5 protein-coding genes are annotated in these 13,738 nt (G+C 72.4%); 4 read left to right on the forward strand and 1 reads right to left on the reverse strand.

Features of this window, described 5'->3' with window-relative positions; translation table 11 throughout:
* The first annotated feature begins 363 nt into the window (after positions 1-363).
* The 3 genes from ACFZBX_RS21570 (at position 364) to ACFZBX_RS21580 (ending at position 9,846) form a co-directional block, all read left to right on the forward strand.
* Entirely contained in the window at positions 364-8,031 is a 7,668-nt protein-coding gene (locus tag ACFZBX_RS21570; protein WP_391535370.1) for a DNRLRE domain-containing protein, read from the forward strand.
* A 38-nt stretch (positions 8,032-8,069) separates the two neighbouring features.
* Positions 8,070-8,534: a hypothetical protein gene (locus ACFZBX_RS21575; protein WP_391535371.1), complete on the forward strand. Its 465-nt coding sequence runs from the start codon at positions 8,070-8,072 to the stop codon at positions 8,532-8,534.
* Positions 8,535-8,670: 136 nt separating this feature from the next.
* On the forward strand, positions 8,671-9,846 hold the full coding sequence (locus ACFZBX_RS21580; protein WP_391535372.1) for an FHA domain-containing protein: 1,176 nt from the start codon (positions 8,671-8,673) through the stop codon (positions 9,844-9,846).
* Between the two features lie 43 nt (positions 9,847-9,889).
* Here ACFZBX_RS21580 and ACFZBX_RS21585 read toward each other — a convergent pair whose 3' ends face one another.
* Positions 9,890-10,855, reverse strand: a complete 966-nt coding sequence (locus ACFZBX_RS21585; protein ID WP_391535373.1) for an aminoglycoside phosphotransferase family protein — start codon at positions 10,853-10,855, stop codon at positions 9,890-9,892.
* Positions 10,856-11,091: 236 nt separating this feature from the next.
* Between ACFZBX_RS21585 and ACFZBX_RS21590 the strand changes: the two genes are divergently transcribed.
* Positions 11,092-13,593, forward strand: a complete 2,502-nt coding sequence (locus ACFZBX_RS21590) for a Tex family protein (RefSeq protein WP_391535374.1) — start codon at positions 11,092-11,094, stop codon at positions 13,591-13,593.
* Positions 13,594-13,738 lie beyond the last annotated feature (145 nt).

Genomic DNA, 13,738 nt, shown 5'->3' on the forward strand with positions numbered 1-13,738 from the left:
GGCCCCGTTCGCGGCCGCCCTGCCCGGGCTCGGCAGGCCTCGGCGGCCCAGGGGCGTCGCGTCCGGCGGCCGCCGCTCCGCCCGGTGGATCGCCCGCGATTCGGTCGGAGGCGACAAATACACCGAACAGTCGATGTGCACAGGTGACGTGACAACCCATCAGAAGGCGGAGGAATATGGGTCGTGCGCGATGCATCGTTACTCGATCGAAACCCTGAACGTTCCCTGGGAGCCGGTGAGGGGTGAGAGGTTCTCCGTCGAGCCAGAAGGCTTGCACCGTCTTGGCACTCTCTCGACGAGGATTCGATGTCACGACGCTCCACTGTCCTGCCCGCGCCCGCGGGCGGGACGCTTTCGATGTCCATGCGCTGGAAACGCTCCCTTTCGGCCGCCGTGACGCTGGGTCTGCTGGTGCAGACCGGCGTCGCCGTCGAGGCGTTGACCGCGTCGTCGGCGTTCGCCGCGCCGGCTCCGACCGCCCCGCAGGCCACCGCGACTGCCGCACCGGCCGGGGATGCGCCCGATGAGGCTTCCGCCCTGCTGGCGGCCCGACTGCAGGGCCACCGGGTCGAAGTGGTCGGCGCCCGGACCGAGTTCACGACCCTCTGGGCGAACCCCGAGGGCACCCTCACCTCCGAGCGGTCGACCGGCCCGATCCGGATGAAGTCCGGCGGCTCCTGGGTCGCGGTGGACACCACCCTGGCCCGGACGCCGGACGGCAAGGTGGCGCCGAAGGCGCACCCCGGCGGGCTGGTCCTCGACGGCGGCGATGCCGGTGTCACGGTGGGCGACAGCCTGCCGGGAGCCGACGGCGCGCCGCCCGCGGGCGATGCCCCGGCGTCCACCACGACCACGCTCCAGGAGCGTGAACTCGCCGGCTACGGCTCCGGCGACCAGAAGGTGGGCTTCGGCTGGCTGGGCAGGCTGCCCAGGCCGACGCTGGAGGGCGGCAAGGCGACGTACGTCGACGCCCGACCAGGCGTCGACCTCGTGGTGAAGGCGACCCGGACCGGTTTCGAGCAGTTCCTGATCGTGAAGAATCGTTCCGCCGTGAGCCAGGCCGGCACGATGACGATCCCGCTCGACACCACCGGCCTCAACGTCGTGGCGCAGCAGGACGGTTCGGTCCAGCTGGTCGACAAGGCGACCGGCAAGCCGGCCGTGAAGATCCCGGCGCCGGTGATGTGGGACGCGGTGGTGGACCCGGTCTCGCAGGAGCACCTGAACCGGGCGCCGGTGACGATGCAGGTGCGCGGGCAGGGCGCGGACACCGAACTGGTGTTCACTCCGGACGCGGCGTTCCTGGCCGCCCCGAACACCCAGTACCCGGTCACCATCGACCCGGTGGCGACCGTCTTCAGCACGTACGACACCTATGTGCAGAACAACGAGAACTGGGACGCCTCCGGCTCGGAGGACCTCAAGCTGGGCAGCTACAACGGCAGCGTCAAGGCGCGCTCGTACCTGACGATCCCGGGCGTTTCGATCAGCGGCAAGCAGATCTTCGACGCCAGGCTGCACCTGTTCAACTACCACTCCTCCCACTGCACCCCGAAGCAGTGGGAGGTCTGGAACGCGAACGGCGCCGCTTGGTGGACCCGGTGGGGCAACGAGCCCCAGTGGGGCCAGATGTGGACCAGGACGTACGAGACCTACGACGTCGACGGCGGTGACACCCACCAGTGCACCGCCCCGGACGGGTCCGCCTGGACCAACACCGATGTCACGAGCATGGTCCGGCACTTCGCGCAGTTCGGCTCCAACGACTACGGCTTCATGCTGAAGGCGACGGACGAGAACAGCGACCTCTCCTGGAAGCGGTTCGGCTCCGCCGAGAGCGACTACCCGCCGTATCTCTCGGTCACCTACAACTCGACGCCCTCCGCGCCGTCCGGCATCGAGGTCCTGCCCTCGCAGCCGGGCGAGCCGCGGTACACCAACTCCGCGACGCCGCGGTTCCAGGTCCGCGCGGACGACGCCGACAACGGCACGCTCGGCGTGAACGTCGACCTGTGGCGGGCCGGCAGCTTCGTCAACAGCATCTACCGGGAGGTCCCGGCCAACACCTATCTCCAGGTGGGCCCCGCCGACCTGGGGGTGGCGAAGCTGGACGAGGGAGTCCCGTACACGGTCTGGACGCGGGTGATGGACGCCAACTCGGCGACGGGGTGGTCCGGTACGAGTTTCGTCGTCGACACCACCGCCCCCGGCGCGCCGACGGTCACCTCGGCGGACTACCCGTCGGACGGGCTCTGGCACGGCGCGGCCAACCAGGCCGGCTCGTTCACGTTCACCCCGCCCGCGGGGACGAGCGACCTGGCGGCGTACGTCTACACGCTGGACGGCGTGGCGCCGGTGACGGTGAACGCCACGGCCGGGCTGACCACGTCGATTACCCCGGCCACCGAGGGCCGGCGCGTGCTCAAGGTGCAGGCCAAGGACCGTGCGGGCAACCTGTCCCCGCCGGCCGAGTACGTGTTCCACGTCGGCCAGGCGGGTATCAGTTCGCCGGTGAACGGCACCCAGGCGGCCAAGCGCGTCAAGCTGTCGGTGGACGCGCAGGCGCAGTTCAAGCGGGTGGTCTACGAGTACCGCCGCGGCCCCGGCGCCACCGAGTACACCGTCCCGCGCGCCAACCTGACCAAGGCGGACAACACGGCGGTCACCGAGGACAAGCCGCGCCTGGCGGACCTCGGCCCGCACGCCAACTGGAACGTCCTGGACACCCTCGGCAACGTCGGCGGTGTGGTGCAGGTCCGTGCCAAGCTGTTCCCCGAGGACGGTTCCGGCAACGGCTACACCACCGCCTGGAACACCCTGACGGTGGACCGCAACGCCGACGGTGCCACGAGCGCCGAGGCGGGTCCCGGTTCGGTGAACCTGCTCACCGGTGACTACACCACCACCGCCACCGACGCCGGCGCGTTCGGGATGTCGGTCTCCCGTACGTCGTCCTCGCGCGGTACGGACCGCGGCTGGCAGCCGCAGGGCGAGCGCCTGACGACCAACCAGCGCCAGGTGGGCACCGACACGGCCGGCTTCACCCCCGGCCAGGCGGACATCAGCCGCTCGACCGTGCGCGGTCACGACAGCTCGACCGACTCGCTGCTGGTCAAGCCCGGCAACGGCTGGGACAGCTACGCGGCCGTCGGTCCGGAGTACACCCTCGCCCAGGGCATGCGGCCCGGTAGGACGTACCGTCTCACCGGCTGGATCTACGTGCCGGGCGCGACCGGCCTGGGCAACCCGCTCGCCGACCGCGGCCTGACGCTGACCGGCCTCTACCACACCGCGGCCGGGTACGGCCAGACCACCTCGAAGAAGGCCTCGTTCACGGACGGCTGGCAGCAGCTGACCGTCGACCTGGCCGTTCCGAAGGACGCCGACCAGGCGTGGTTCCGGCTCTACAACGGCAACCTGCCCGGCACGGGCAAGGAGGTCTTCTTCGACGACCTGTCGCTGAAGGAGATCGTGGCGCCGTTCGGTCCGCAGTGGGCCGGCGGCCCGGACGCGGGCGCGGGGTCGGACTACCGCTCGCTGTCGTTCCCGCAGTCCGACCTGGTCGAGATCAAGGGCAACGACGACGGCACGCTGACCTTCGCCAAGGGTGCCAACGGGACGTTCTTCCCGGAGCCGGGTGCGGAGTCGGTGACGCTCAAGGCCGTGCCGGCCACCTCGGGCGCCCTCCTGCTGAACAGCAGTGGCCAGTGCCTGGAGGCCCCCAACGGCGTGGCCGGCAACGGGGCCGTCCTCCAGCCGGCCACCTGCACCGGTGCGGCGAACCAGCAGTGGACCCGGGGTGAGGACCTGTCGCTGCGACTGCTGGGCTACTGCCTGGACAACCCCTACGGTCAGGTGGCCGACGGCACCCAGGTGGTGCTGTGGGGCTGCAACGGCGGGGACAACCAGAAGTGGGACGTGCGCACCGACGGCCAGGTGCTCAGCCTCTACTCGGGCAGGTGCCTGGACACCGACCACGGTGCCTCGGTGTGGGTGTGCTGGGCCGGTCCGAACCAGGTCTGGGACGTGCAGACCAACGCCGTCACCTACGAGCTGACCGAGCTGGACGGAACCAGGACGGTCTTCGCCCGGCAGGCCGGTTCGAACAGCTATCAGGTGGTCAGCGAGACCGGTCCGGGTGCGCCGTCGGCGACCCGCTACCTGTACGACACCACGGACGGCCGGGCACTGGTGAAGCGGGTGATCCCGCCGGTCGAGGCCGGGGTGGACGACGCCAACCGCTGCTCGGTGGAGCCGCTGCCGCGCGGCTGCGAGGCCATGGACTACGAGTACGCCAAGTCGACCACCGCCACGGCCACCGCCCCCGGTGACTACCTGGACCGCGTGAAGGCGGTCAAGGTGTGGTCGTGGAACCCGGCGACGTCCAAGCAGGAGGCCGTCGAGGTCGCGCACTACGCGTACGACGACAAGGGCCGCCTGGCGGAGAGCTGGGACCCGCGCCTCGCGCAGCCGTTGAAGACCACGTACGGCTACGACGACGCGGGCCGGGTCGTCCGGACCACGCCGGCGGGCCAGCTGCCGTGGAACTTCGACTTCGGCCAGGCCGCGGCGGACCAGGACCCGGGGCGGCTGCTGAAGGTCCGCCGGGCCGCGCTGGCGCAGGGCAGCAAGGACCAGGTGAGCGGTGAGACGGCGACCAACGTCGTCTACGACGTGCCGCTGACCGTCGGCGCGGGCGGTCCGTACGACATGGGCGGCGCGGACGTGGCCAAGTGGGCGCAGACGGACGCTCCCACCGACGCCACCGCCGTCTTCGATCCCGAGGACGACCCGGGCACCAACACGGCGACCCCGGTGAAGCCGGGCAAGGACGGCTACAAGCCCGCCGCCGTGCACTACCTCAACGCCTCCGGCAACGAGGTCAACACCGCCTCCCCGTCCGTCACCCCCGGCGGTGACATCGACACCAAGGAGTACGACCGCTACGGCCACGTGGTGCGCGCCCTGGAGGCGACCAACCGCTCGATCGCGCTCGGCACCCACCCGGACGCGGCCCGGTACGCGGCCGAGCTGAACCTCCCGGCGGACTCCGCCGCCCGGTCCCGGCTGCTGGACTCGCGCACCGTCTACACGGCCGACGGCCTGGACGTGGCGGAGACGCTCGGCCCGGTCTACCGCGCCTCGCTGACCGAGCAGGTCGGCGGCCAGTCCACCCCGGTCACCTCGACCTGGGAGGCGGAGAAGCTGCCGCAGCTCGGCGCCACGGCGCCGGTGCGGGTGATCAACGACAACGGTGCGCTGTCCTGGTCCGGCGGCGCGCAGCTCAACCTGGTCGGGACGCAGGCGGGCGCCTACGACGTGATGCGCGTCAGCGTCCCGGAGGAGGGCGAGTACGTGCTCTCCGGCCAGCTGACGCGGTTCAACGACCACGGCGTCGTCCAGTTCGCGATCGACGGGCAGAACGTCGGCCAGCCGATCGACACCTTCGACGCCAACCCGGCCGGCTCGACGGCCCCGTACACGGCGGGTCAGTCCGTCCGGCTGACCCGCGGTGACCACGAGCTCCGGTTCACCGTCACCGGCACCAACGCGGGCAGCCAGGGCGACCGTTACCACGCGGGCCTGGACACCATCACGCTGACCAAGAGCACCGTCAACCCGACGCTCCCGGCCGGGACGCCGGTGGTGGTCCGCGACCACAACACCAACACCTACGACGAAGGGAAGCCCGACGGCCAGGCCTACCACCTGGTCACCACCGCCACCGACGGCGCCCGTATCGACGGCTACGCCGACGACGCCGAGCCGCGGGTCACCAAGAACGGCTACGGCACCCCGATCGGCGGCACCTCGGGCTGGACGCTGAAGAAGGCGACGTCGGTGACCACCGACGCGCTGGGCGCCAAGCTCACCACGACCACCCGCTACGACGCGCAGGGCCGCACGGAGGAGGTCCGGGTCCCGGGCTCCGACACGGCGGACGCCTCGACGGTCAAGTCGGTCTACTACACGGCGGGCGCCAACGCCGCCAACGCGGCCTGCGCCAACCGTCCCGAGTGGGCGGGGCAGTCGTGCGTGACCGCGCCGGGCGCGGCGGTGACGGGCGCGGACGCGGCGCGGATGCCGACCACGCTGCCGGTCAAGCAGGTCACCCGGTACTCGCGCACCGGCAAACCGGAGGAGGTCGTCGAGACCAACGCGGGCAAAACCCGCAGGTCCGTCACCGTGTACGACTCCGTGGACCGGGCGGTCTCCGTCGAGGTCACCGGTGATGAGGGCCAGGCGGTGCCGAAGGCCGTCACCGCCTACGACCCGGCGACGGGAGAGGCCGTGTCGACCACGGCGGGCGGCAAGTCCGTCACCACGGTGAAGGACGTCCTCGGCCGGACGATCTCCTACACCGACGGCGACGGCGCGACCACCACGACCGAGTACGACAGGTTCGGCAAGCCGGTCAAGGTCACCGACCCCACCGGTACCACCGCGTTCACCTACGACCGGGCCAAGGAGCCGCGCGGCCTGCTCACCTCGGTCAACGACAGCAAGGCCGGTGAGTTCACGGCGAAGTACAGCCCGGACGGTCAGCTCGTCGAGCAGACCTACCCCGGCGGCATCGTCCGCAAGGACACCCTGAACGCCTCCGGCAAGGCCGTCGCCCGCACCTACGCCCGCGCCTCCGACGGCAAGGTCGTCTGGGCGCAGAACGAGGAGCTCTCCACCCAGGGGCAGGTGGTCAAGGACAGCAGCACCAACGGCATCAAGTCCTACGGCTACGACCGCCTCGGCCGCCTGGTCAAGGCCGAGCAGTCCACGGCCGCCGCCGGCTGCACCACCCGCACCTACACCTACGACGTCCACTACAACCGCACCGCCAAGTCGGTCTCCGGCCCGGCCGGCGACGGCACCTGCACCACCACCGGCGCCACCACGACCGCGTACGCCTACGACAGCGCCGACCGGATCGCAGGCGCCGGCTACACCTACGACGCGTTCGGCCGCACGCTCACCACGCCGACCGGCACGGCCTTCGGCTACCGGGTCAACGACCTGGTCGCCAGCCAGGAGACCGCGACCACGAAGCAGACCTGGACCCTGGACCCCGCCGGCCGCCTCAACGGCAGCACCACCGCCACCAAGCAGCCGAACGGCAGTTGGTCCACCACCACCACCCGCCTCAACCACTACGGCAGCAGCGGCGACAGCCCGCGCTGGATCACCGAGGACACCGCCGGCGCCTGGACCCGCTACGTTCCCGGCACCGACGGCGACCTCGCCGCCAGCGCCACCAACGCAGGGGAGATCAAGCTCCAACTCACCAACCTGTTCGGATCGGTGGTGCTCACCACCGACACCGCCCTGACCACCCCGGTCCTCCTCGACGCCGACGAGTACGGCAACCCGGCCGCCGGTCAGACCGCGGCCCGCTACGGCTGGCTCGGCGCCAAGCAGCGCTCCGCCGAGGCCCAGGACGGCATCGTCCTGATGGGCGTGCGACTCTACGACCCGGCCACCGGCCGATTCCTCTCCGTCGACCCGGTGCCGGGCGGCAGCGCCAACGCCTACGGGTACCCGTGCGACCCGATCGGCCAGTACGACCTCGACGGGCGGAAGTGGAGCTGGAAGTCGCTCATCAAGCCGAAGGTGACGGTCAATCCGGTCAAGGCGGCGAAGCTGGTCGGCCGCAAGGTCGTGACCGGTGCGAAGATCATCGGCAGCAATGTCCAGCGGACGGTGGCGGTTGCGCAGACGGCGGCCGTGGACGTCGTGATGATGCGGGTGGCGCCGGTCCTCGGGTACCAGTGCCGTGGCAACCTCGAGTTCCGCGTCTGCGAGGGCGGGGTGGGGCTGCACCAGCGCGGTGGTACCACGATCGGATCGAGCTTCTTCACCCCTCGCCGCTCTGCTCCGATCCCGCCGCACGTGCTCGATCATGAACGGCGGCATGTCCAGCAGTGGCGTACCTATGGTCAGTTCTTCCCGTTCCTGTACTTTGGAGCCGGGGTGAACCCGTGCACCAATATCTGGGAGCGCCGGGCCGGTCTGGAGGACGGGGAGTACAGGGGGTGCTGAGGCGTTCTCTGGCGGCCGGGCTCGCTGCGGTCAGTGCGATGCTGCTGAGCGGCTGTTTCATGTCGGACCCGGAGCCGTACTACTTCGGGTTCCGGGTCGCCGGGGGGCGGGTCGAGGTGTTGTTCCCGCTCTGTCCGGGTGAAGCGCTCACCGATGTGAGTGGCTTTGACATGACGGGCAAGCAACGGGAGTTGTTCGCCGCTTCGGCGCCGACGTCGCCCGAGGCGAGTGCCGGGCGGGTCGTGGTTCTGGGGGTGTCGGACTCCGGGGGCCAGGCCTGGTTGCCGGAGGGATTCGCCGAGCGGACGGTCTACGAGGAGGTGCCGGTCCTGCCGAAGTTCCTGGGGGTCGGGTACCGCTCGGCCGGTGGCGGGGCGGACGACGTGACCGACACGGAGAAGGCCGCCGCGGCGGTCCTGGGGCCCGACCAGTACTGGACCCGGGAGGGGCCGCGCACGGCCGGGCAGATCAACCAGCAGTTCCGCTGCAACGCCCCGCGATAGGAGCGCTGTTCGGGACCGAGTGGCGCCGCCCCGGGGACTTCGGTCCCCGGGGCGGCGCCGGTTTGTCGTTGTTGCGCGCCCGTGGCCGTGGGCGCTGGGTCATGATGGGAGGGCCCGCCGACCGCACGGAGGTTCCATGGAGCACCGTTCCGACCGCGCCCTCGACCGCAACCTCGCCACGTCCGCGGACCGGGCGGACTACCTGGTCGAACTCTCCAACGTCGTCCGGCGGACGGACTTCGGCGGTTCCGCGCCGCGCTCGCTGCACCGGCTGGCGCTGGTGGTGGACGCGCTGGTGCGGCTGACCGGCGACCGGGAGGTGGCGGTGTACTGCGTGGCCGACCGCAGCCTGCTGGGCGGGCGGCGGGAGTTCGAGGACGCGGCGGACGCCCGGACGCTGGCGCGGTGGGTGGCCGAGGGGCTGGTGGAGGAGGTGCCGGACGCCGACGAGCGGGTGCTGGAGATCGCCGGCATGACCGGGATCCAGGTGGTCACCGCCGACCACTATGACGACCACCGGATCGAGCACCCGTGGATCCAGGGCAACACCTGGCAGTTCCTGCGGCCGGAGGCTGCCGGGCGCGGCGTGGTGCGGCTGGTGCCGCTGGACATGGGGTACCGGACCGGCGCGGAGATCTCCAAGAAGATGGAGCTGTCGGCGCTCAAGAAGCAGGGGCTGCTGACGGCCGGCCGCCAGCCGCTGGTCGAGGTGGTCGGGCGGGCCTGGCGCTGCCCGGACACCCGGTGCGGCCTGTACAGCGTGCGCCGCGGCGGGCGGGTGATGCTGCCCCGGATGCGCCGGGGCGTGCCGACCTGCGAACTGCACGGCACGCCGCTGCTCGACGACGGGGCCCGGCCCGGGGCCGCCCAGGTCAAGGTGGTGCTGGACGGGGCGTGCGTGGCCCGGTACACGCTGGACGAGGGGACGCGGACGGCCGTCGGCCGGGCGCCCGGGGCGGCGGAGGACGGCATCGCGTTGCTCGGCCTGCTGCCCGCCGAGCGGGCCGCGCTGGTGAGCCGCCGGCACCTGACGGTGTCGGTGCGCGGCGGCGCGGTGACGGTGCGGGACACCAGCACCTACGGCAGCCGGATGCGCGCGGCCGGGCGGCGCGGCCACCTGGGCCCGTGGGAGCGGCTCCCGCCGGGCGCCGACCGGCCCTTCCGCCCGGGCGACGAGGTCGAGTTGACGCCCGGGCTGGTGTTGACCCGCAGCGGCCGCCGCTTCCCGGCGGAGCTGGCCGGCGCCTGGCAGTCGGAGGCGGGCCGCACCCCGCTGCCGCCGGGGGCCGCCGAGCCGACGCGCTACTTCTGACAGGCCGACGGGCCGACGTGCTGATGTGCTGACGTGCTGACGTTCACACGCTGCGGTCCGTCAGGATCTCCCGGACGACGTGCCGGGCATTGGCGGCCAGCGGCGGGTTGGTGGTGCGGTAGTAGGGCAGTTGGACCAGGGCGATGGACAGCGCCCAGGCGCGGCCGCGCTCCCAGGTGGCGTCGTCGACGGCCAGGGAGGTGCGGAAGGCCGGGCGGGCGCTCGGCGGGAGCAGGCTCCAGGCGGGCAGCAGGTCGACGGTCGGGTCGCCGACCCCCAGCAGGCCGAAGTCCAGGACGGCGCCCAGGCGCTGGCCGGTGACCAGGAGGTTGCCGGGGGTGAGGTCGCCGTGCACCCAGACCGGTGGCCCGGCGGGCCCGGGAAGGCGCAGGGCCTTGTCCCACAGCGCGGTCGCCGTCTCGGTGTCGATCACCCCGCGCAGCCGTCCGATGGCGGCCCGGGTGGCGGCGTCGCGGCCGGCCAGCGGGCCCGCGCGAAGCGCTGCCGGGGCGTCCGGGGCGGGCTGGACGGAGCGCAGTGCGGTGATGAAGTCGGCGAGGTCGTAGGCGAGTTGGACGGGGTTGGAGATCGATCCGGGGACCGGGTTGGCGCCGTCCAGCCAGCGCAGCACCGACCAGCTCCAGGGGTAGCCGACGGACGGCCGGCCCTGGCCGACCGGCACCGGGACGGGCACCGGCAGGTGCCGGGCGAGGCGGGGGAGCCAGCGCTGTTCGCGTCCGAGGTTCCCGGCGGCCCAGGCGGCCCGGGGAAGGCGGACGGCGAGTTCGGGGCCGAGCCGGAACATCGCGTTGTCCGTGGTGGTGAGCCCGGCGGGCGCGAGCGGAAGGCCCTTCCACTGCGGGAACTGGACGGCGATCAGCCGCCGTACCAGGCCGGTGTCGATGGCGGGTTCGTCGTCGTGCAGGCGATCGTGCAGACGGTCGTGAGGGTGGTCGTACAGGTGGGCGTCGTCGTGCATGTGGTCGGGCGTCCGAGCGGCTGCGCACATGCCCGGCACTGTACGCCGCGAGGGGCCCGCGCTCAGGCGGATTTCGAACACCAGGGTGAGAACATGAGTATTCGGGGGAGGCGTTGGGTTTCCCGGGGGGCGCTCGGGATCGCGACGGGAGTCGTCATGGGCGGCCGCGCGCCACGCCCGGGGTGGTGGGGGCGGGGCGGGGCGTCGGGGGTTGCTGCGAGAATGCGGGGGTACGGACAGCAACTCTGAAGAAGGTGACCGGCTTCGTGACCACGCCAGTCGAACAGGCGGCCAAGCAGGCCCAGCAGGCGATCGAGCGGAAGATCGCCGAGGAACTGGGCGTCCGCGAGGGGCAGGTGAAGTCGGCGGTCGAGCTGCTGGACGGCGGCGCGACGGTGCCGTTCGTGGCCCGCTACCGCAAGGAGGTCACCGGATCGCTGGACGACGCGCAGCTGCGCACGCTGGAGGAGCGGCTGCGCTACCTGCGGGAGCTGGAGGAGCGCCGCACCGCCGTCCTGGAGTCGATCGAGGCGCAGGGCAAGCTGGACGACGCGCTCCGCGCGCAGGTGCTGGCCGCCGACTCCAAGGCGCGGCTGGAGGACATCTACCTGCCGTTCAAGCCGAAGCGGCGCACCAAGGCGCAGATCGCCCGCGAGGCCGGTCTGGAGCCGCTGGCGGACACCCTGCTGGCCGACCCGACGCAGGACCCGGCCGCGCTGGCGGCGGGCTACCTCAACGAGTCGGTGGCCGACGCGCCGGCCGCGCTGGAGGGCGCCCGGGCGATCCTGGTCGAGCGCTTCGGCGAGGACGCCGACCTGGTCGGCTCGCTGCGCGAGCGGATGTGGACCCGCGGCCGGATGGTCGCCACCGTCCGCGAGGGCAAGGAGCAGGAGGGCGCGAAGTTCGCCGACTACTTCGACTTCGCCGAGCCGTACACCAGGCTCCCCTCGCACCGCGTCCTGGCGATGCTGCGCGGTGAGAAGGAGGAGGTCCTGGACCTCGACCTGTCCCCGTACGACGGCGAGGAGGCCGGCGACCTGCCCGGCGCCAGCGACTACGAGCAGCGGATCGCCGCCCGCTTCGGCATCGCCGACCACGGCCGCCCGGCCGACAAGTGGCTCGGCGACACCGTCCGCTGGGCCTGGCGCACCCGGGTCCTGGTGCGGCTCGGCATCGACCTGCGGGGCCGGCTGCGCGCCGAGGCCGAGGACGAGGCGGTGCGCGTGTTCGCCGCCAACCTGCGGGACCTGCTGCTCGCCGCCCCGGCCGGCACCCGCGCCACCATGGGCCTGGACCCGGGCTTCCGCACCGGCGTCAAGGTCGCCGTGGTGGACGCCACCGGCAAGGTGGTCGCCTACGACACGATCTACCCGCACCAGCCCGCCAACAAGTGGGACGCCGCGCTGGCGACCCTGGCCGCGCTGGCGAGGAAGCACGACGTCGACCTGGTGGCGATCGGCAACGGCACCGCCTCCCGGGAGACCGACAAGCTCGCCGAGGACCTCCTCAAGCGCCACCCCGAGCTGAAGCTCACCAAGGCGATCGTCAGCGAGGCCGGCGCCTCGGTCTACTCGGCCTCCGCCTTCGCCTCCCAGGAGCTGCCGGAACTGGACGTGTCGATCCGCGGCGCGGTCTCGATCGCCCGCCGGCTCCAGGACCCGCTGGCCGAACTGGTCAAGATCGACCCCAAGTCGATCGGGGTCGGCCAGTACCAGCACGACCTGAGCGAGGTGAAGCTCTCCCGCTCGCTGGACGCCGTCGTCGAGGACTGCGTCAACGCGGTCGGCGTGGACGTCAACACCGCCTCCGCCCCGCTGCTCACCCGGGTCTCCGGCATCACCGGCACGCTCGCCGACAACATCGTCGCCCACCGTGACGCCAACGGCCCGTTCCGCACCCGCAAGGCGCTGAAGGACGTGTCCCGGCTCGGCCCGAAGGCCTTCGAGCAGTGCGCGGGCTTCCTGCGCATCCCGGGCGGCGACGACCCGCTGGACGCCTCCAGCGTGCACCCGGAGGCGTACCCGGTGGTGCGCCGCATCCTCGCCACCACCGGCGGGGAACTGCGCGAGCTGATCGGCAACAGCGGGAAGCTGCGCACCCTGCGGCCGGGCGACTTCGCCGACGACACCTTCGGCGTGCCGACCGTCACCGACATCCTCGGCGAGCTGGACAAGCCGGGCCGTGACCCGCGTCCGGCGTTCCGCACCGCGACCTTCAAGGAGGGCGTCGACAAGATCGGCGACCTGGAGGTCGGCATGGTGCTGGAGGGCGTGGTCACGAACGTGGCCGCGTTCGGCGCCTTCGTCGACGTGGGCGTGCACCAGGACGGCCTGGTGCACGTGTCGGCGCTGTCGAAGAACTTCGTCAAGGACCCGCGCGAGGTGGTCAAGCCGGGCGACATCGTGACCGTCCGGGTGACCTCGGTGGACGTGCCGCGCAAGCGGATCGGGCTCACCCTGCGGCTGGACGACGAGGTGGGACGCGGCGGCGAGGGCGGCGGACGCGGCGGCGAGCGGCAGGCCCGCCCGCCGCGCCAGGAGCGGCGCGGTGGCGGTCAGGGCGGCGGCCAGGGCGGTCAGGGCGGTCAGGGTGGCCAGGGTGGTGGACGCGGGCAGGACCGCCGCGACCGGGGTGACCGGGGCGACCGCGGCGGGTCGGCGCCGCTGGGCAACAGTGCCATGGCGGACGCGCTGCGCCGGGCCGGCCTGGCCGGCGGCGGTTCGGCGGACGACCGCCGTTCCGGCGACCGTCGCTCCGGGCGGCGCTGAGGCGGGGCCGGCGCGCCGCTGGGCATGTGCGCGGGGCGGGCCGGGGGGCAAACCGCCCCCCCCCCCCCCCCCCCCCCCCGCCCCCCCCACACACCCCAATAGTACACAAAAGAGGTTGGGAGACACACGGCAGGAGCCCCCCCCC

This window comes from Kitasatospora sp. NPDC008115, assembly GCF_042957205.1.
Taxonomy (GTDB): domain Bacteria; phylum Actinomycetota; class Actinomycetes; order Streptomycetales; family Streptomycetaceae; genus Kitasatospora.

What these genes read in the sequence shown, in the direction of transcription:
- ACFZBX_RS21570 (WP_391535370.1), top strand. Translation starts at nt 364, where the DNA reads ATGCGCTGGAAACGCTCCCTTTCGGCCGCCGTGACGCTGGGTCTGCTG.
- ACFZBX_RS21575 (WP_391535371.1), top strand. Translation starts at nt 8,070, where the DNA reads ATGCTGCTGAGCGGCTGTTTCATGTCGGACCCGGAGCCGTACTACTTC.
- ACFZBX_RS21580 (WP_391535372.1), top strand. Translation starts at nt 8,671, where the DNA reads ATGGAGCACCGTTCCGACCGCGCCCTCGACCGCAACCTCGCCACGTCC.
- ACFZBX_RS21585 (WP_391535373.1), bottom strand. Translation starts at nt 10,855, where the DNA reads ATGTGCGCAGCCGCTCGGACGCCCGACCACATGCACGACGACGCCCAC.